The organism is Acidovorax sp. 62 (assembly GCF_002754495.1).
Classification (GTDB): Bacteria; Pseudomonadota; Gammaproteobacteria; order Burkholderiales; family Burkholderiaceae_C; genus Acidovorax.
On the sequence record NZ_PEFJ01000001.1, the window covers coordinates 2,942,571 to 2,962,998 of the forward strand.

The 20,428-nt window shown below is 61.4% G+C and carries 11 protein-coding genes; 10 read left to right on the forward strand and 1 reads right to left on the reverse strand.

Annotated elements, in window-relative coordinates:
* The first annotated feature begins 62 nt into the window (after positions 1-62).
* The 3 genes from cphA (CLU86_RS13225) (at position 63) to CLU86_RS13235 (ending at position 5,496) form a co-directional block, all read left to right on the forward strand.
* A complete protein-coding gene (cphA, locus tag CLU86_RS13225; protein ID WP_099741917.1) occupies positions 63-2,297 on the forward strand; it encodes a cyanophycin synthetase in 2,235 nt (744 codons plus the stop codon).
* A 107-nt stretch (positions 2,298-2,404) separates the two neighbouring features.
* A complete protein-coding gene (gene cphA, locus CLU86_RS13230) occupies positions 2,405-4,984 on the forward strand; it encodes a cyanophycin synthetase (protein ID WP_099741918.1) in 2,580 nt (859 codons plus the stop codon).
* Between the two features lie 23 nt (positions 4,985-5,007).
* Positions 5,008-5,496 carry a CreA family protein gene (locus CLU86_RS13235; protein WP_099658777.1) on the forward strand — a complete coding sequence of 163 codons (489 nt, stop codon included), beginning with the start codon at positions 5,008-5,010 and terminating at the stop codon, positions 5,494-5,496.
* Positions 5,497-5,619: 123 nt separating this feature from the next.
* Here the strand turns inward: CLU86_RS13235 and CLU86_RS13240 are convergent, their stop codons facing one another.
* On the reverse strand, positions 5,620-6,267 hold the full coding sequence (locus CLU86_RS13240; protein WP_099741919.1) for a DsbA family oxidoreductase: 648 nt from the start codon (positions 6,265-6,267) through the stop codon (positions 5,620-5,622).
* A 250-nt stretch (positions 6,268-6,517) separates the two neighbouring features.
* On the opposite strand from CLU86_RS13240, the gene CLU86_RS13245 reads away from it, so the two are divergent.
* The 7 genes from CLU86_RS13245 (at position 6,518) to CLU86_RS13275 (ending at position 20,409) form a co-directional block, all read left to right on the forward strand.
* A complete protein-coding gene (locus CLU86_RS13245; protein ID WP_099741920.1) occupies positions 6,518-9,850 on the forward strand; it encodes a helicase-related protein in 3,333 nt (1,110 codons plus the stop codon).
* Positions 9,847-10,578: a DUF4391 domain-containing protein gene (locus tag CLU86_RS13250; protein WP_099741921.1), complete on the forward strand. Its 732-nt coding sequence runs from the start codon at positions 9,847-9,849 to the stop codon at positions 10,576-10,578. The genes CLU86_RS13245 and CLU86_RS13250 overlap by 4 nt, the downstream gene beginning before the upstream one ends.
* A 79-nt stretch (positions 10,579-10,657) precedes the next feature.
* Positions 10,658-12,556: a site-specific DNA-methyltransferase gene (locus CLU86_RS13255; protein ID WP_099741922.1), complete on the forward strand. Its 1,899-nt coding sequence runs from the start codon at positions 10,658-10,660 to the stop codon at positions 12,554-12,556.
* A 10-nt stretch (positions 12,557-12,566) separates the two neighbouring features.
* Positions 12,567-14,228 (forward strand): RNA-binding domain-containing protein, encoded by a 1,662-nt coding sequence (locus CLU86_RS13260; protein ID WP_099743556.1) that lies wholly within the window; start codon positions 12,567-12,569, stop codon positions 14,226-14,228.
* Between the two features lie 237 nt (positions 14,229-14,465).
* Complete coding sequence (locus CLU86_RS13265; RefSeq protein WP_099741923.1) at positions 14,466-17,486, forward strand: type III restriction-modification system endonuclease; 3,021 nt, start codon at positions 14,466-14,468, stop codon at positions 17,484-17,486.
* Between the two features lie 285 nt (positions 17,487-17,771).
* Positions 17,772-18,758 (forward strand): YcjF family protein, encoded by a 987-nt coding sequence (locus CLU86_RS13270; RefSeq protein WP_099741924.1) that lies wholly within the window; start codon positions 17,772-17,774, stop codon positions 18,756-18,758.
* Between the two features lie 268 nt (positions 18,759-19,026).
* Complete coding sequence (locus CLU86_RS13275) at positions 19,027-20,409, forward strand: SPOR domain-containing protein (protein WP_233194995.1); 1,383 nt, start codon at positions 19,027-19,029, stop codon at positions 20,407-20,409.
* Positions 20,410-20,428: the final 19 nt, after the last annotated feature.

Genomic DNA, 20,428 nt, shown 5'->3' on the forward strand with positions numbered 1-20,428 from the left:
CAACCGGGCGCACAATTGCAACCCTGTCCGGCCCGTCCGGTGTCTCTGAACCGCTCCGATCCATGGCAAAAATCGACGACATCCAACTGCTTCGCATCAACTACCTGCGTGGCCCCAATATCTGGACCTACCGCCCCGTGCTGGAAGTCTGGCTGGACCTCGGGGTTCTGGAAGACCATCCCTCCAACGCACTGCCTGGTTTCAACGAACGCCTGACCGCCTGGCTGCCCGCCCTGATCGAGCACCACTGTGGCGTGGGCGAGCGCGGCGGCTTTTTGCAGCGCCTGCAAGAAGGCACCTGGTGCGGCCACGTGCTCGAACACATCGTCATTGAACTGCTGAACCTGGCGGGCATGCCCACCGGCTTTGGCCAAACCCGCAGCACCTCAGTGCGCGGCGTGTACCGCATGGTCTTCCGTGCCCGCGACGAGAGCGTGGCGCGTGTGGCGCTGGCCCAGGGCCATGCACTCATCATGGCCGCCATCAACGACGAACCCTTTGATGTGCAAGCCGCCGTGGCCCGCGTGCGCACCGAGGTAGACGACCAGTACCTTGGCCCCAGCACGGCTTGCATCGTCACCGCCGCCACCGACAGGGGCATCCCCCACATCCGCCTGAACGACGGCAACCTGGTGCAACTGGGTTACGGCGCCAGCCAGCGCCGCATCTGGACGGCCGAGACCGAGCGCACCAGCGCCATCGCCGAAGGCATCGCCAGTGACAAAGACCTCACCAAGAGCCTGCTCAAGGCTTGCGGCGTTCCGATTCCGGAAGGCCAGGTGGTCAACAGCCCCGAAGAAGCCTGGGAAGCCGCCCAAGACATCGGCCTGCCCGTGGTCGTCAAACCGTCTGACGGCAACCATGGCCGGGGCGTGACGCTGGACCTGCGCAAGAAAGAAGACATCGAAGCGGCCTACCACGTGGCTTACCCCGAGGGCAGCGATGTGATGGTGGAAAGCTTCATCCCTGGCGACGAGCACCGCATCCTGGTGGTGGGTGGCAAGGTCGTGGCGGCGGCACGGGGCGAGGTGGTCAGCATCACCGGCAATGGCCGCTCCACCGTCAAGGAACTCATCGACACTCAGCTCAACTCCGACCCACGCCGGGGCTACGAGGAAGAGTACCCGCTCGAAATCATCGATCTGGCCACCGACACCAAAGTGCTGCTTGAACTCAAGCGCCAGGACTTGGACGCCGACTCCGTACCCGCAGCAGGCCGCCAGGTGGTGGTGCAGCGCAACGGCAACGTGGCGGTGGACTGCACCGATGACGTGCACCCCGAGGTCGCCTACATTGCCCAGCTCGCCGCCAAGGTGGTGGGCCTCGATATTGCCGGTATCGACATGGTGGCCAAGGACATCTCCAAGCCCCTGCACACCCAGGGTGGCGCGATTGTGGAAGTGAACGCAGGCCCTGGCCTGCTGATGCACCTGAAGCCCGCCGTGGGCGCCCCCCGCCCCGTGGGGCAGGCGATTGCAGAGCACCTGTTCCCTTCCGAAGAGCACCAGGAAGGCACGGCAGGCCGCATCCCCGTGGTGGGCGTCGCGGGTACCCGCGAAACCGCCACCATTGCCCGCGTGGTGGCATGGCTGCTGCACCTGGGTGGCCACCACACCGGCCTGGCGTGCCGCGATGGCCTGTTCCTGGACCGCCGCCGTGTGGAATCTGCCGACAGCGCCCACTGGGAAGCTGCCCACCGCCTGCTGATGAACCAGATGGTGCAAGCCGCTGTGATCGAAAGCGATGCCCGTACCATCTTGCGCGATGGCCTGGCCTACGACCGCTGCAAGGTGGGTGTGGTGACCGACATGGACGGCCTGGGCGCGCTGGCCGAATTCGATGTGCACGAGCAAGACCAGATGACCAAGGTGCTGCGCACCCAGGTGGATGTGGTGCTGGACGACGGCGCCGCCGTGCTCAACGCCGCCATCGACCAGGTGGCAGCCCTCGCCCCGCTGTGCGACGGCGCCGTGGTGCTGTATGCGCAGAACCCCGATTTGCCTGCCATCGTGGAACACCGCGCCAAGGACAACGGCCGCGCCGTGCTGGTAAAGAACGGCCGTGTGGTGCTGGCCACGGGCAGCGCTGAACATGTGCTGGGCACCCTGGGCGAGTTGACCTTTGGCCGCAACGCCGTGGTGCCCAACACCGACGCCTTGCTGGCCGCCATTGGCGCAGCCTGGGCGCTGGACATTGCCCCCGACTTGATCGGCGCTGGCATCAAGACCTTCGAGCCCGAGCTGCAAGCCCCGGTGAGTCCCCGCCCCGCGTCTGTGACGACCCTGGGCACCCACTGAGCCGCACAGAGCCACCTTGGCAGACACCCCCTTCTTGTTGCACGCGATGACACCAGAGTGCACAGCGCACAGCACCGCACACTGACGGAACATAGAGAGAGAAATTCATGGACGTAACCCGCACCCGGGCCCTGCGCGGCCCCAATCTCTGGAGCCGCCACATGGCCATTGAGGCCGTGGTGACCTGCAGCGAGACCGAACGCGCCATTGGCAAGATCGCCGGTTTTGAAGCACGCCTGCGCGCCCTGTTCCCAGCCATCGGGGTACTGCACCCCGAAGGCGGCGACAGCGACATCTCGCTGGCGCATGTGCTGCAAACCGCGGCCCTGGCCTTGCAGGCGCAGGCCGGTTGCCCTGTGACGTTCGCCCGCACCACCGCCACCACCGATGTGGGCGTGTACCAGGTGGTCGTCGAATACAGCGAAGAAGCCGTGGGCCGCAAGGCGTTTGAAGACGCACAACAACTCATCCAGGCAGCGCTGGGCAACGGCAGCTTTGACGCCGAAAAGGCCGTGGCCGACCTGCGCGAGCTGGACGAAGACGAGCGCCTGGGCCCCAGCACGGGCTCCATCGTCGAAGCCGCCGTGGCCCGTGGCATTCCCTACCGCCGGCTCACGCGCGGCAGTCTGGTGCAGTTTGGCTGGGGTTCCAAGCAGCGCCGCATCCAGGCCGCCGAGGTCGATTCGACCAGCGCCGTGGCCGAATCCATTGGCCAGGACAAAGACCTGACCAAGCGCCTGCTGCACGCTGCGGGCGTGCCCGTGCCTCTGGGCAAACCCGTCGAAACCGTGGAAGAAGCCTGGGAAGTGGCCCTCAAGGTCGGCCTGCCCGTGGTGGTCAAACCGCAAGACGGCAACCAGGGCAAGGGTGTGACGGTGAACATCACCGACCGCGCCCAGCTGGAAGAAGCCTACAAAAACGCCGCCGACTACGGCACCGTGATGGTCGAGCGCTTTTTGCCCGGCCACGACTTCCGCCTGCTGGTGGTGGGCGACCAACTGGTGGCCGCCGCACGCCGCGAGCCGCCCCAGGTGCTGGGTGACGGCCAGCACACGGTGCGCCAATTGGTCGAAGTGGTGAACCAGGACCCACGCCGTGGCGAGGGCCATGCCACCTCGCTCACCAAGATCCGCCTGGATGACATTGCCGTGGCCCGCCTGGCCATGCAAGACCTGACCCCCGACTCGGTGCCCGCCAAGGGCCAGCGCGTCATCCTGCGCAACAACGCCAACCTGTCCACCGGCGGCACCGCCACCGATGTGACCGACGACGTGCACCCCGACGTGGCGGCCCGCGCCATTGCAGCAGCCCAGATGGTGGGCCTGCACATTTGCGGCGTGGACATGGTGGCCGAGACCGTGCTGCGCCCGCTGGAAGAGCAAGGCGGCGGCTTTGTGGAAGTGAACGCCGCCCCCGGCCTGCGCATGCACCTGGCCCCCAGCTACGGCAAACCCCGCAACGTGGGCCAGGCCATGGTGGACCGCCTCTACGCCCATGGCGACGACGGCCGCATTCCCACCGTGGCCGTGACCGGCACCAACGGCAAGACCACCACCGCACGCCTGATTGCGCACCTGTTCACGGCACAGGGCCTGCGCGTGGGCATGACCAACACCGACGGCGTGTACGTGAACGGCCGCCAGATCGACAGCGGCGACTGCAGCGGCCCCAAGAGCGCCCGCAACGTGCTGCTGCACCCCGAGGTGGACGCCGCCGTGTTCGAGACCGCCCGTGGCGGCATCCTGCGCGAAGGCCTGGGCTTTGACCGCTGCCAGGTGGCCGTGGTGACCAACATTGGCGAAGGCGACCACCTGGGCATGAACTACATCACAACGGTGGAAGACCTGGCGGTGCTCAAGCGCGTGATCGTGCAGAACGTGGCCCCCACGGGCTATGCCGTGCTCAACGCCACCGACCCCATCGTGGCGGCCATGGCATCGGCCTGCCCCGGCAAGGTGATCTACTTTGCGCTGGACCGCCACCACCCCGTGATGGCCACGCACCGCGCGCAAGGCCACCGCACCGTGTATGTGGACGGTGACTCGGTCGTGGCGTCCGAAGGCTCCTGGCGCGAGTCCATCCACCTGCGTGATGTCCCCATCACGCGCAACGGCCGCATTGGCTTCCAGGTCGAGAACGTCATGGCTTCCGTGGCTGCGGCCTGGGCTGCGGGCGTGCCCTGGCAGACCATTCGGCGCGGCCTGTCGGGCTTTGTGAACGACAGCGACAACGCCCCGGGCCGCTTCAACGTGATGGACTACCACGGCGCCACCGTGATTGCCGACTACGGCCACAACCCCGACGCCATGCGCGCCCTGGTGCAGGCTGTGGACGCCCTGCCCGGCAACCGCCGCAGCGTCGTCATCAGCGGGGCGGGTGACCGCCGCGATGAGGACATCCGCGCACAAACCGTGATCCTGGGCGCCGCCTTTGACGAAGTGATCCTGTACCAGGACGCGGCCCAGCGCGGCCGAGGCGACGGCGAGGTGATGGCGCTGCTGCGCGAAGGCTTGGCGGGCGCCAGCCGCACCAAGCATGTCGAAGAAATCCGGGGCGAGTTTGTGGCCATTGACTTTGCACTGGCCCGCCTGCAACCGGGCGACCTGTGCCTGGTGCTGGTGGACCAGGTGGAGGAAGCGCTGGCCCATCTGGCGCAGCGCTGCACCGAAGCCGGGCCTGCCGCATGATGGCGCCCACGTCCGCCCGCCGCATGGCATGCCACACGCTGGCGGCCCTGGCCCTGCTGGGAGCCGCCGTGCCGGGGGTGGCCCTGGCCGCATCGGGCGAGAAGATTGGCACGGTGGATACCGCCTTCCAGTGGATCGGCCGCGACCACGACATCATCGTGGAGGCCTATGACGACCCCGGCGTGCAGGGCGTGACCTGCTACGTTTCGCGGGCGCGCATCGGCGGCATCAAGGGCACATTGGGCCTGGCAGAAGACCGTGCCGAGGCGTCCATCGCCTGCCGCCAGGTGGGGCCCATCAGCATCCCCGAGCCGCTCAAGAAACAAGAAGAAGTGTTCAGCGAACGCATGTCCATCTTGTTCAAGCGCCTGCGCATCGTGCGCATGGTGGATGCCCCGCGCAACACGCTGGTGTACCTGACGTATTCCGAAAAGCTCATCGACGGCTCGCCGCAAAACAGCCTGACCGCCGTACCAGTGGACCGGGCCACGGCCATTCCTGTGCGCAAGTAAGCCACCCGCCTCACCACAAACGCCCCGCAGCGGCCATCGCTGCGGGGCGTTTTCCATTCAACATCAAAATACCCTCTAGCGCTTTATCTGCAAGCGCTAGCAGCTATCATTTTTGACAACCACTCAGGCCTCTGCAGCAATCTGCCGCAGCGCCTGCTCAAACACCTCCACCGGCTGGCCGCCCTGGATCAGGTGGCGCTCGTTGACGATGATGGCGGGCACCGAGTGGATGCCGTTTTGCAGATAGAACTGCTCGCGCTCGCGCACCTCGTCGGCATAGCGGCCCGATGCCAGCACCTCACGCGCCTGGGCCGCATCCAGCCCCACATCGCTCGCCACACGCACCAGCACCTCGTGGTCGCCAGGGCTCTGGCCGTCGGTGAAGTAGGCCTGGAACAGCGCCTTCTTCAGCGCACTCTGCAAGCCCTGTTCTTCGGCCCAGTGCAGCAGGCGGTGGGCGTCAAAGGTGTTGTAGATGCGGCTGCGCTTGTCCATGCGAAAGGTGAAGCCCAGCTCGGCCCCGCGCGCGGCGATAGCGTCACGGTTCTTCTGGCTTTGCTCGGGCGTGGCGCCGTACTTTTCCTGCAAGTGCTCACCAATGTCCTGGCCCTCGGGGCCCATCTGCGGGTTCAGCTCAAACGGCTGAAAGTGCAAATCCAGCGCCACCTGGCCCTGCAGCCGCTCGGCCGCTTGCTCCAGCGCCTTGAGGCCAATGATGCACCAGGGGCAGGAGACATCGGACACGAAATCGATCTTGAGGGTGGTGGTCATGAGAGGGCCTTGGTGAGCGAAAAGCAAGATGGTAGGTGTGGCGGGATAACCGAGAGAAAACGCGGTGTACTGTGGCGCCGCAAATTGATTGTGGTCAAGGTAAGCGGCATACCGGGCACGTCCGTTTTCCCTGGCGCAGGTATTACTACGCCCAATGGATGCTTTGCATAGTCGGTGCCATCTGCCATTTTTTATGGCTGGAATCAGATTCGCGCTCGTTAAGATAAGACCAAGGAGCGCAGGGAAAAGCATGAAACTTATCGACAACATCAACGACCTGTTGGGCGACGATATCAAGCAGTCCATCCGCCCCGGCGCAAAGATCAAAATCGCGGCCTCCTGCTTTTCCATCTACGCGTATGAAGCCTTGAAGACTGAGCTGGAATCTGTTGATTCTTTCGAGTTCATCTTCACCTCTGCAGCCTTCATGCCCGACGAAGTAACGGATGCCGCCAAAAAGGAGCGGCGCGAGTTCCATATCCCCAAACCTCCTTCCGAAGCGAAAACCGAGCGCAGCTTCTACGGCACGGAGTTTGAGGTCCAGCTTAAAAACAAACTGGCCCAACGCGCCATCGCGCGGGAATGCGCGGACTGGATGCGCCGCAAGGCCCAATTCCGCACCAACAGCGGCAACGCTCCTATGCAGCAGTTTGCAGCGGTGCAGGCGGCCACAACAGAAGACGCGCCCAATGCTGTCTACATGCCATTGCATGGGTTTACCGCAGTGGATCTCGGCTACCAACCCGGCAACGCCGTATCCAACATCGTTAACAAGTTCAACGAGCCCGCCAACACGGGCATGTTCCTGAACTTGTTCAATCAGATCTGGGCCGACCCAGCCAAGCTGAACGACGTCACCAACTTGGTGTGCGAGCACATTGCATCGGTGTACCAAGAGAACTCGCCCGAGCGCATCTACTTCCTGATGCTCTACAACATCTTCAATGAGTTCCTCGAAGACATCAATGAAGATGTACTGCCCGACGACCGCACAGGCTACCTGGACACGCAGGTGTGGCAGCGGTTATTCAACTTTCAGCGTGATGCGGCAACGGGCATCATCAACAAGCTTGAAACCTACAACGGCTGCATCTTGGCCGACAGCGTGGGCTTGGGGAAGACCTTCACGGCGCTGGCCGTCATCAAGTACTACGAACTGCGCAACCGTTCAGTGCTGGTGCTGTGCCCCAAGAAGCTGGCCGACAACTGGCTAACCTACAACCGCAACCTCACCACCAACATATTCGCCACAGACCGCTTCAACTACGACGTTCTTTGCCACACCGATTTACAACGCACCAGCGGCGAATCCTTCGGCACGCCCTTGAACCGGGTGAACTGGGGCAACTACAACCTGGTGGTGATCGACGAATCGCACAACTTCCGCAACAACGACGCCTACAAAGACAAAGAGACGCGATACCAAAAGCTGATGGACTCCGTCATCCGGCAAGGCGTGAAGACCAAGGTGCTGATGCTGTCCGCCACCCCCGTCAACAACCGCTTCAACGACTTGCGCAACCAGTTGGCGCTGGCTTACGAGGGCAACTCCTTGCAACTGGGCGACAAGCTGCACACCGAGAAAGACGTGGAAGAGATCTTTCGCCGGGCACAGGCCGCATTCAACAACTGGACCAAGCTGCCGCCCGAAGAACGCACGGCCGACGCTATCTTGAGCGCCTTGGACTTTGACTTTTTCGAGCTGCTGGACAGCGTCACCATTGCCCGGTCCCGCAAGCATATCGAGACGTTCTACGACACCAAAGACATCGGCAACTTTCCAGAACGCCTTACGCCGAAGTCTTTCCAATGCCCATTGACCCAGCGCCCCGATGTCATTGGCTTCAACGACATCTTCAACCAGCTCTCGCTCCTGAAGCTGGCCGTATACGCGCCTGTGGGCTACATTTTGAAGAGCCGCAAAAAGAAGTACGAAGACATGTACGACACCGAGGTTCCTAGCGGTGCCGGTTGGTTCAAACAGGCGGACCGAGAAAAGAGCTTGCAGGCGTTGATGACCGTCAACCTGCTCAAACGCCTTGAAAGTTCAGTCGCCTCCTTCCTGCTCACCTTGCAGAGTCTGCAAAGCAATCACCAGAAAGCGCTGGCCCAGATAGCCGCATTCAAGCAAACGGGCCAGGCAAAGCCGTTCACCGATCAGGCATCGGTTTTTGAGGACGCTGATTTCGACGACGAAGAACTGCCCGACTTTGACGACACAGGCGAGAGCACCACCGGAGGCAAGGTCAAAATTGATCTGGCCGACATGGACCTGCCATCCTGGGAGCATGACCTGAGTACCGACCTGGGCGTGATTGACGGCCTGCTGGCCGAGATGGAAAAGATCACCCCGGCTGACGACGCCAAGCTGCAACACCTCAAAGGCGAGATCGATAAAAAGCTCGCCAACCCCATCAACCCAGGCAACCGCAAGCTGCTGATATTTACCGCATTTGCAGACACCGCCAACTACCTGTACGACAACCTGGCGGCCAGCCTGCTCCAGGGCCACGGCATTCATGTGGGCAAGGTGACGGGCACCACCGAGCCCAAAACCACACTGCGGCTGGCCGCCAACCCGCGCCAAGGCATCGACTTTCAGACCCTGCTCACCCTCTTTGCGCCGCGCGCCAAAGACAAAGCACTGACCCTGCCCCACGAGCCCGGCGAGATTGACGTGCTGATCGCCACGGACTGCATCTCCGAAGGCCAGAACCTGCAGGACTGCGACACCGTCATCAACTACGACATCCACTGGAACCCCGTGCGCATCATCCAGCGCTTTGGCCGGGTAGACCGCATTGGCTCGCCCAACGCGCGCATCCAGCTGGTCAACTACTGGCCCGACATCAGCCTGGACGAATACATCCGCCTCAAAGAGCGGGTGGAGAGCCGCATGATGATTGCCGACGTTACGGCCACAGGCGATGACAACGTGTTGTCCGCACAGTCCAACGACGTGGCCTACCGCAAAGAGCAATTGCGCCGCTTGCAAGAAGAGGTCATCGAAATGGAAGACCTCAAAACCGGCGTGTCCATCACCGACCTGGGGCTCAACGACTTCCGCATGGACCTGCTGAACTACGTCAAGGCCCATGGTGACCTGTCTCGCCTTCCCAACGGCTTGCATGCCGTGGTTCCCTCCGATGCAGAAAAAGGCTTGCATCCTGGCGTGATCTTCACGTTGCGCAACCGCCAGCTCAATAGTGCTTCGGGTGCGGTGGTACGGCAAAAAAACCGCCTGCACCCCTACTACCTAGTGTACATCGGCATGGACGGCACCCTCATTGCCGACCACACCGAGGTCAAGACCCTGCTGGACCTGGCCCGCAATGCCTGCAAAGGCCGCAGTGACCCTGTGCCCGCCGTATTTGAGCCCTTCAACGCAGCCACCAACGATGGCCGCGACATGGCGGTGTATTCGTCGCTGCTGGACCAGGCCATCCACACCATGATCGAGCGCCAGCACGAGCAGGACGTGGACAGCCTTTTCTCGCCGGGCAAGACCAGTGCCTTGGTGCACGACGTGGCCGGGCTGGACGACTTCGAGCTGGTCAGCTTCCTGGTGGTGCAGCCTGCATGACCGAGCCGACTTGCCTGCCCACGCCCTCGCCAACCACCGCGCGCGCACGTGCACTTTGCGCCTGGCCCGCAAAAGCCACCGTGCTCCGGCCCGTGGCCAAGGCCAAAATCTATGCGCACGCCAAACCCACCCCTGCCTTGCGAAAGCTGTTTGCGCAGCAGGTCGAGAGCATCACCTGGGCCTACAAGCTGGCCCCAGAAAGCATCAACCTGCCCGCCACGCCTGAAGTGCCCGAAATCGAGGTATTTGAAATTGCGTTGAAGCGGCCGGATGTCAGCCACGCCGTGCTGCGGTGCATCGACAAGGCCATCCCCTTCCCCATCCTGTTTGTGCTGCGGCACGGTGGCCGCAGCCAGCCGATTGCCGCCTACAAGCGCCCCAGCGAAGCCGCCCACCCCCCACCCGGCCACGCCGTCACGCAATGGGTGCTGGACGACTACCATGCCGCGCCGTGGCAGCCGGACGACCTGCCGCGCCACGGCTTGCCCCTTGCGCTGGACCTGCAAGGCCTGTACGAACAGCTGCTGCGCCAGCACCTGGCGGTGCCCGCCCGCGCTGGCGAGACTTTGCGCGACCAGCTGGACCGGCTGGCGCAACTGCAAGCCAAACAGGTTGCGGCGGCCAGGCTGGAAACCCAGCTGGCCCAAGAAAAGCAGTTCAACCGCAAGGTCGAAATCAACGCCCAGTTGCGTACCATGCGCAGCGAGCTGCATGCGCTGGCCTCCTGAATGGGCAGCGCCACCCAATTTGCTACATATTTTATAGCTATTAGCGCTTTATAGATAAGCGCTAGAGGCCATTTTTACCATGAATAAACTAAAACTACACAGCCCCGACCTGACCCAGGCCAACATCGACAAGATGGCGGAGCTGTTCCCCAACTGCCTGACCGAGACACGGGGCACCGATGGCGTGGTCAAGCGCAGCATCGACTTTGACCTGCTGCGCCAGGAGCTGTCCACATCCATCGTGCAAGGCCCGCAGGAGCGCTACCAGCTCAACTGGCCCGGCAAGCGCGAGGCGCTGCTGACCGCCAATGCCCCCATTGCCAAGACGCTGCGCCCCTGCCGCGAGGAGAGCGTGGACTTCGACACCACGCAGAACCTGTTCATCGAGGGGGACAACCTTGATGCGCTGAAACTGCTGCAAGAGACCTACCTGAACAAGGTCAAGCTCATCTATATCGACCCGCCGTACAACACGGGGAACGACTTCGTCTACGAGGATGATTTTGCAGAGGATTCGGTATCATATTTCGAACGTTCAAATCAAAAGGACGACGCAGGTAGACGCTTAAATGCAAACACGGAATCCAACGGGCGGTTCCACTCCGATTGGCTCTCCATGATGTTTTCGCGCTTGAAGTTGGCCCGCAACTTACTCCGTGACGATGGTGTCATCTTCATCTCAATCGATGACAACGAGCAAGCCAATCTGAAGCGCATGTGCGATGAAGTTTTCGGCGATGAAAACTTCGTAAGCACCATAGTGTGGGAGAAGCGGTACAGCCCTCAAAACGCCGTGAAATGGTTTTCCGAATCGCACGACTTTTTGCTGGTTTTTGCGAAGAACAAGCTGAATTGGTTTCCGAACTTATTGGAGCGATCAGATGAGATGAACGCTCGTTACAAGAATCCTGACAACGACCCTCGCGGAGTTTGGAAGCCAGTAGATTCGACTGCACAGGGCGGGCACGGAACCAAAAGCCAGTTTTACGAGTTGACAGCTCCAAACGGTAAACGCCATACCCTGCCCAACGGCCGATGCTGGCTTTACACCGAGCCAGTTCTGAAAACGCTGATTGCTGATAACCGCATCTGGTTCGGAGCGGATGGAAACAACGTTCCTGCGGTCAAGCGGTTCCTGACGGAAGTCAAGCAGGGAACGGCGTGTCAAACGATCTGGAAGTACGGCGATGTGGGGCATAGCCAAGATGCAAAAAAAGAAGTCAATGATCTATTCCCGGAAAGCTCGGTTTTTGACACACCTAAACCGACTCGGTTGATCAAGCGGATTCTTCAAGTTGCTACCGGAGCAAATGACATTGCTCTTGACTTTTTCTCTGGTTCGGCGACCACTGCCGACGCAGTGATGCAAATGAACGCGGAAGATAGCGGCAACCGAAAATTCATTTTGGTGCAGATGCCCGAGGCTTGCGACGAACAATCGGACGCAGCCAAAGCTGGCTATCAAAATATCGCCGAAATTAGCAAAGAGCGAATTCGCCGCGCGGGGAGAAAAATCAAAACCCATCACGCCGGCAGGAAGGGTATTGACCGACTAGACATTGGATTTCGTGCGTTGAAGATCGATACCTCCAACATGAAGGAAGTGTTCTACACCCCCGATGCGGTAACCCAAGACTTGCTGTCCGATCAAGTCAACAACATCCGCGAAGACCGCACAGCCGAAGACCTGTTGTTCCAGGTGCTGCTGGACTGGGGCGTTGACCTGGCGCTGCCCATCACGCAGGAGACCATGGCGGGCAAGGCGGTGTACTTTGTGGATGCGAACGTGCATGGCAGCCCGGCGCTGGCCGCGTGCTTTGAAGAAGGCATCAGCGAAGACTTCGTCAAGCTGCTGGCCCAGCGCGCGCCACTGCGCGTGGTGTTCCGCGATGCGGGCTTTGCCACCGACAGCGTGAAGATCAATGTGGAGCAAATCTTCAAGCTGATGAGCCCCAGCACCGAAGTCAAAACCATTTGAGGTGATGGCCATGGACAAAGCTGCGTTGGAGGCCGTGCTTGGCCGCTTGATCTCCCGCTGGGAAGGCGAGGTGGTGGAGTTCAAGCAAGCCGGTAAGGACTATGACACCGACAAAATTGGCCGCTATTTTTCGGCCATGGCCAATGAGGCTAATTTGCGATCGGAGGATGGCGCTTGGCTGGTGTTTGGCGTGGACAACGCAACCCGCGCGGTGGTGGGAACGGATTACAGGCCCGAAGCTGAGCGTCTGCAAAGCTTGAAGATTCAAATTTCCAGTGACACCGAGCCCAGCATCACTCTGCGCGACATTCACGAGTTGCAGACGGACCGAGGCCGCGTGCTGTTGCTGGAGATTCCCGCTGCGCCGCAGGGTATGCCGATTGCATGGAAGGGGCACTACTACGCGCGCGCTGGCGAGAGCCTGACGCACTTGGGCTTGGACAAGCTGGACGAGTTGCGGGCCCAAGTAGGCGCCGCCGATTGGACAGCGCAGCAGGTGCCGGGGGCGACCCTTGCTGACTTGGACACTGCGGCACTGGCCAAGTCGCGCGAGTCTTTTGCGTTGAAGTACGCCAACCGCTTCACGCCGCAAGAGGTTGCCGCATGGCCCGACGCGGTGTTTTTGGACCGTGCACGGCTGACACAAAGCGGCAATATCACCCGAGCCACCTTGCTGCTGCTGGGCAAAGCGGAATCGGCCTATCGTTTGTCGCCCCACCCTGCGCAGATGACCTTGAAGCTGGCAGGCGAGGAGCGTGCATACATGCACTTCGCGCCCCCGTTTTTGCTGACCACCACCGAGCTGTACCAAAAAATACGCAATTTGCCGCTGCGCATCTTGCCGGACGACCAGCTGGTGCCCGTTGAGGTCGCTAAGTACGACCGGAAAATTGTGTTGGAGGCATTGCACAACTGCATTGCCCACCAGGATTACACGCGCAATGGGCGTGTAGTCGTCGTCGAAAAACCTGACCGTCTTGTGTTTGAGAGTGAAGGCGCGTTTTACGAGGGGCAACCCACCGACTACGTGAGCGGCCACAAGACGCCCAGGCGCTACCGCAATCCATTTTTGACGCAGGCCATGGCGGAGCTGAACATGATTGACACCATGGGCTACGGCATTCATGAAATGCACTTGGGCCAGGCGCGGCGGTATTTCCCGATGCCGGACTATGACCTGAGCGAGCCGCAAACTGTGAAGATGACGCTTTACGGGGCGGTAGTGGATGTGGCTTACAGCCGCATGCTGATTCAGAACACCAATTTGCCGCTTTCAGACATCTTGGCGTTGGACCGTGTGCAAAAGAAGTTACCGATAGACGATGCGGTGGCGAAGCGCCTTCGCCATGCCAAGCTGATTGAGGGGCGCAAGCCGCATTTGTACGTTTCGGCGACAGTGGCATCCGCTACTTCGGCGAAGGCCGACTACATCAACACACGTGGCCAGGACGATGAGTTCTACATCAAGCAGATCGCGGACTACCTGACCAAGTTTGGCTCCGCAAGTCGCCAAGAGATTGACAAGCTGCTGTGGAGCAAGCTGAGCGACGCGCTGGACTCCACGCAAAAGCAGAACAAGATTGGCAACCTGCTGACGGGCATGCGCATCGGTGGGGTGATCACCAATGCAGGCACCCGCAAGGTGCCCAAGTGGGTGTTCAAAAAAGAATAAAAAGAATAGGCCAAAGAATAGAGCTCCGTAACCCATTGATTTGATTTATGTTTTGTAAATTTCGTGGCGAGGCGTGGTGGTTGTCTTGTGGAGCGCCTGGACTCCACTAGGAGCGTTGTGGAGCCCAAAACAGAAAATGGACTCCACAAGAATGGCAATCGTCCCGCAGGCCGTGGGACAACTTGCCTCAAATCGACAGAAAAATGAGAAGTTGCAGAGAAATTTGCAGAGAAGCGCATGAAGCTCAAATTCAAAAAACAGGCCTACCAGACCCATGCCGTGGAAGCCGTAGCAGATTGCTTTGCCGGGCAGCCCAAGCGCGAGGGCTTGAACTACCGGCTAGACCCAGGCCGCGCAGTGGACGCCAGCGGCCAGGCCGTGGCTGCGTTGGAGTCATCCGGGTTCAAGAATGCGGATCTGGCGCTGACGCATGGCCAGGTGCTGGAAAACATCCACGCCGTGCAACGCAGGCAAAACCTGCCGCAGTCTGCCGCTTTGGTCAAAACCAAGGTGTGCGACATCAATCTGGATGTGGAGATGGAGACCGGCACGGGCAAGACGTATTGCTACGTGAAGACCATGTTCGAGCTGAACGCCCGGTATGGGTGGAGCAAGTTCATTGTGGTGGTGCCCAGCATTGCCATTCGTGAAGGCGTATTCAAGTCGCTGGAAATCACGGCAGAGCACTTTCTGGATGATTACAAGAAGCGCGCACGCTTTTTTATCTATAACTCCAAGCAGTTGCACAACCTGGAGAGCTTTTCGAGCGATGCGGGCATCAACGTCATGGTCATCAACGTGCAAGCGTTCAATGCCACGGGCAAGGATGCACGCCGGATTGGCATGGAGCTGGACGACTTTCAGTCCCGCAGGCCCATTGACGTGATCAGTGCCAACCGGCCCATCCTGTTTCTGGACGAGCCGCAGAAGATGGAAGGCGGCAAAACGCTGGATTCGCTGGCCAACTTCAAGCCGCTGGCGGTGCTGCGGTATTCGGCCACGCACAAGACAACGCACAACAAGATCCATAGGCTGGACGCGCTGGATGCCTACAACCAGAAGCTGGTCAAGAAAATTGCAGTGCGCGGCATATCGGTCAAGGGCCTCACTGGCACCAATGCCTACCTGTACCTGGAGTCGATTGAGGTGTCCACCAGCGCCCCGGTGGCGCGGGTGGAGTTGGAGATCATGCAGAACAACGGCATCAAGCGGGTGTTGCGCAAGCTATCGCGCAACGACAACCTGTTCGACCTGTCGGGCGGCTTGGAGCAGTACCGGGGCTTTGTGGTGGCCGACATCAATGCGTTGACCAACACCGTGAGCTTTACCAATGGGCACGAGCTGGTGGCGGGCGAAGCCACGGGCGATGTCAGCGAATCCGCGTTGCGCCGCATCCAGATCCGCGAGGCCGTCAAAGCCCACTTCGAGAAGGAGCAGGCCTTGTTTGCGCAGGGCATCAAGGTGCTGTCGCTGTTCTTCATCGACGCGGTGAGCAAGTACCGCAGCTATGACGAGGCGGGCGAGCGCAATGGCGAGTACGCCCAGATGTTTGAGGAAGAGTACAACCTGCAATTGGCCGAGGTGATGACGCTGGAAGATACGCCCTACAACCGGTATCTCAAAGGCATTGCCACGACGCGCACGCATGAAGGCTACTTCTCCATCGACAAGAAGAGCAAGCGCATGGTGGACCCCGAAACGGGCAAGAAGTCCACGGAAACCGACGACGTGGATGCGTATGACCTGATTTTGCGCAAGAAGGAGCAGCTGCTCAAATTTGAAGAGCCGGTGCGCTTCATCTTTTCTCACTCTGCTTTGCGCGAAGGTTGGGACAACCCCAACGTGTTCGTGATCTGTACGTTGAAGCACAGCGACAACACCATCAGCCGTCGGCAAGAGGTGGGGCGCGGATTGCGCTTATCTGTCAATCAGCAGGGCGACCGCATGGACGCGCCTGCAACGGTGCACCAGGTCAACGTGCTGACGGTGGTGGCCAGCGAGAGCTACAAGGACTTCGTAACCGCCTTGCAGCGGGACATGAGCGAAGGCTTGTCGGAGCGGCCACGGGTGGCCGACGAGTCCTACTTCACCGGCAAGGTGCTCAAAACCAGCGCTGGCGATGTAGAGGTAACCCCGCAATTGGCCAAGCAGATATACAAGTACCTGCTTAAAAACGACTACACCGACGACAAGGACCGAATCGCGGATGTCTACCATGAGGCCAAGAAGGAAGGAACGCTTGCCGCGTTGCCGCCAGACTTGGCGGCCCATGCCGAAGCGGTTTTTGCGCTGATCGACACCGTGTTCAGCGATACGAAGTTGCCATTGCCGGAGGACGACCGCAAGGCCAAGACCAATCCGCTGAACAGCAATTTTGAGAAAGCCGAGTTCAAAGCGCTGTGGAGTCGCATCAACCGCAAGGCCGCGTACACGGTGGAATTTGAAACGCCGGAGCTGGTGGCCAAGTGCGTGAAGGCCTTGGAAGCCGAACTCAAAGTGAGCCCCATGCAGTACACCGTGGTGGCCGGGGAGCAGCATGAGACGGCAACTTATGACGGCATTCGCCAGGGCGAGTCCTTCAAGGTCACCGAGTCCACGACGGACTACCACCGTGCATCCGCCCATTCCGCCGTCAAGTACGACCTGATTGGCCGCCTGGCCGATGAGACGCAACTGACGCGTGCCACGGTCGCCAGCATCTTGCAGGGCATCAACAAGGCCGTTTTCAGCCAGTACCGCACCAACCCCGAAGACTTCATGCGCAAGGCCGCGCGCCTGATGAACGAGCAGAAGGCCACGGTGATCGTGGAGCACATCGCCTACGACCCTACGGGTGAAACGCACACCATGGACATCTTCACCCAGGACAAGCCCAAGGAAGATTTCAGCAAGGCGGTGAAGGCCAACCACCACATCTACGACTACGTTTTCACGGACTCAAAGAACGAGCGCGACTTTGTGCGCGAGCTGGATGCCAGCACCGAAGTGGTGGTGTATGCCAAGCTGCCGCGTGGGTTCTTCATTCCAACGCCGGTGGGTAACTACAACCCGGACTGGGCCATTGCGTTCCAAGAGGGCAAGGTCAAGCACGTGTACTTTGTCGCCGAAACCAAGGGATCGATGTCCAGCATGGACTTGCGCAAAATCGAGGAAAGCAAGATCGAGTGCGCCCGCAAATTCTTCGCCAAGATCACGTCTGACCAGGTCAAGTACGAAGTGGTGGATGGCTATGGGAAGTTGATGGAGCTGGTGGCGTAAGAACGGATCGGCCGATTCCACGCGACATCGCCCGGCCCACCCTGCGACGCACGGACTGCGCTGGCGCAGCGTAGCGCGACGCACCATGCCCAACGCCCTCAAGATCAGCCCGCCGCATCAAGAAGCACCCGGTGACCACGCGCGCCCAAATCCCCACAGGGTGTGGCGTTGAAACCCGGTTGCCTAGACTGCATCTGGTCTTGGTGCGCAGCGGCCAAGCGGCGACCGACCCGCCAAGCTCTGCGCCCCACCGTTTTCACCCCACGCCTTTGCAGGCAACACGCCATGAACCTGGACCAGCAAAAATCCATTCTCACCATCGCCCTCCTGGCCGCGTTTGCGGACGGCAACAAGGACGACGCCGAGCGCGAAGAGATCCGCCGCATTGCCCAGTCGCTCGCGGGCGACGCGGGCATGGCGGACCTCCCGCGCATTTACCAGGATGTGCTCCTCAAGCGCACCAGTGTGCAAGCGGTGGTGCAAAGTCTGAGCGACCCCATGCACCGCCAGCTGGCCTACGAGATGGCGGTGTGTGTGTGCGATGTGGACGGCCGCCAGACAGTGGAGGAACGCGAGTTTTTGAACGATTTGAAGGTGGCTTTGCAACTGGGCGCCCCGCAGACGGCAGCCTTTGATCAGGAAGCCGACGCGCTGGTGGAGGAGGCTGAAAAGGCCGTGCCAAAATCAGTGCCCACCACGATCCCTGTGGCTGCAGCTGCCGCAGCACTGTCGGCAGCTGCAGCCCCGGGCAGCGCCCTGGATGCCGAGCTGGACAAATCCATCCTGAACTACGCCTTGCTCAATGGCGCGCTGGAGCTGCTACCCCAGTCCTGGGCCTCGATGGCCATCATCCCGCTGCAGATCAAGATGGTGCACGCCATCGGCAAGGCACACGGCGTGGAACTGGACCGGGGCCACATCAAGGAATTCATCGCCGCCGCCGGGGTGGGCATGGCGTCTCAGTATGTCGAGCAGTTTGGCCGCAAGCTGCTGGGCGGCCTGCTGGGCAAGGTGGCAGGCAAAACCATCGGCGGGCTGGGCGGGGCGGCCACTGGCATGGCGTTTTCATTTGCCACCACCTATGCACTGGGCCAGGTGGCCAAGCGCTACTACGCCGGCGGGCGCACCATGGACACCGCCCTGCTGCGCGACACCTTTCAGAGCCTGCTCGGCCCCGCCAAGCAAATGCAAACGCAGTACCTGCCGCAAATCCGGCAAAAGGCCGCCACGCTGGACGCCGGACAAATCATGGCCATGGTGCGCGGGGCCTGAGGCGTTTTCACAGGAACGGGTGGGTGACCCGTGATGTGACGGCCTCCAGCGGGGCTCGCGCTTTACTCCTTTTTTGATAGCTGCTAGCGCTTATCCATCAGGCGCTAGCGCCATTTGTGGTACATCAAAGTGCCACACGGGGCCAGCAAGAGCCCCCGCGCGGCCCGGGCACCGCCCAAACCGCGCTTTTCCACCGATCAAATCCTGGCAGGGCATGCCAGAATGGGCTATGCCCGCCCCATCGGTTCATGCCCCCCACATTCCTCTGATGTCCTTGGACTCCCCTTCCGACAGCGCCGTCACCACCCTCTACCGGGCCGCGCTGGGCCCTGTGAACACAGAGCGCTACGTTCAGGCGTTTGCCCGGCTCGACGCCATGGGCCGCACCCTGACCAGCTGGCACGGGGCCGCCTGCTTCTTCACCCTGGGCTGGATGGTGTACCGCCAGCTCTGGGGCGCCGCACTGGTGTATGTGGCCGCTGCCGAAGGCGTGGCGCTGCTGGTGTTTGGCCTGGGCCGCCCGCTGCTGCAGTGGCCGCAGGCAGTGGAATGGGGCGTGGTGGGCGCCTTTGCCGTGCTGGGCAGCGTGGTGCCGGGCCTGTATGCCCACGCCATCCTGCACGCCGACATCCGCAAACGCGTGACCAAAGCACTGGCCGCATCGGCCAACATCCCCGAAGCCTGCGACTTGCTGGCCAAGCAGGCGGTGTCGCGCAAACGGCTGACCTGGGTCATCGCAGGGCATGCATTGTTGGCGGGTGCAGCACTGCTCGCTTACCTGGTCTTCCCGCAAGGCACCTTCACGGGCGAGTCGCCAGCCCAGGCGGCAGCGCCGCAGGCCGCGGCCCCCAGCGCCAGCTGGAACACACCCTCCCCCACCCTCACCCCCGCCAGCCGCCCTGTGGCAGAAAAGGCCGACATGGCCGCTGTGCAGCCCAAGCCGCAGCCGCCCAGTGCACCCACAGTGGCCGTGGCCGCTGCCGCAGAAGATGCGCCGCCCGCAGCCGCCGTGGCCGCAGCACCACCGCAAGCCATTGCCGTTAAGCCCACTGCAGCACCAGCAGACAAAGCCCCTGCCGATGGGGCCAAGGGAGCCTCTCAAACGACGGACTCTGTCGCTGGTAAAGCGACCGAGAAAACACCAGCCAAGCCAGCGGATAAACCCGTCGAAAAGCTGGCCGAAAAACCAGCGGCAAAAGCCACCGAAAAGCCCACAGAGAAACCTGCTGACAAAGCCAAGGAAGCCCCGGCGCCCAAAGCCAGCGCGCAGCAGGCGGCAGCCTCCAAAGCCGTAGCAGCCAAGGCCTCAGAGTCCACGCGTGCCAAGCCTGTACCAGCAGGCAAAACACCTGCCGCATCCTCCGCGGCCCGCCAGGCTGAGGGCAAGGCCTCTGCCGCCAGCGACACCACCGTGGGCGCCGCGCCTGGTTTTTATATCAACGTGGGTCTGTTTGCCGATGAAAGCAATGCACGCAAAGCCCAGTCCCGCCTGCTCAACGAAGGCCTGCCCGCCTTCCGGCAGACCCTGGACAGCGCCAAAGGCACCCGCACCCGGGTGCGGGTGGGGCCTTTCGCCTCGCGCTCTGAGGCCGAGTCGGCTGCATCCAGCATCCGTGCGCTGGAACTGGATGCCGTTATTTTTCAAAAATAGAAGCGCAGCGGCGCAACAA

Coding starts and splice junctions, on each gene's coding strand:
- cphA (WP_099741917.1), top strand. CDS start 63: ATGGCAAAAATCGACGACATCCAACTGCTTCGCATCAACTACCTGCGT.
- cphA (WP_099741918.1), top strand. CDS start 2,405: ATGGACGTAACCCGCACCCGGGCCCTGCGCGGCCCCAATCTCTGGAGC.
- CLU86_RS13235 (WP_099658777.1), top strand. CDS start 5,008: ATGGCATGCCACACGCTGGCGGCCCTGGCCCTGCTGGGAGCCGCCGTG.
- CLU86_RS13240 (WP_099741919.1), bottom strand. CDS start 6,267: ATGACCACCACCCTCAAGATCGATTTCGTGTCCGATGTCTCCTGCCCC.
- CLU86_RS13245 (WP_099741920.1), top strand. CDS start 6,518: ATGAAACTTATCGACAACATCAACGACCTGTTGGGCGACGATATCAAG.
- CLU86_RS13250 (WP_099741921.1), top strand. CDS start 9,847: ATGACCGAGCCGACTTGCCTGCCCACGCCCTCGCCAACCACCGCGCGC.
- CLU86_RS13255 (WP_099741922.1), top strand. CDS start 10,658: ATGAATAAACTAAAACTACACAGCCCCGACCTGACCCAGGCCAACATC.
- CLU86_RS13260 (WP_099743556.1), top strand. CDS start 12,567: ATGGACAAAGCTGCGTTGGAGGCCGTGCTTGGCCGCTTGATCTCCCGC.
- CLU86_RS13265 (WP_099741923.1), top strand. CDS start 14,466: ATGAAGCTCAAATTCAAAAAACAGGCCTACCAGACCCATGCCGTGGAA.
- CLU86_RS13270 (WP_099741924.1), top strand. CDS start 17,772: ATGAACCTGGACCAGCAAAAATCCATTCTCACCATCGCCCTCCTGGCC.
- CLU86_RS13275 (WP_233194995.1), top strand. CDS start 19,027: ATGTCCTTGGACTCCCCTTCCGACAGCGCCGTCACCACCCTCTACCGG.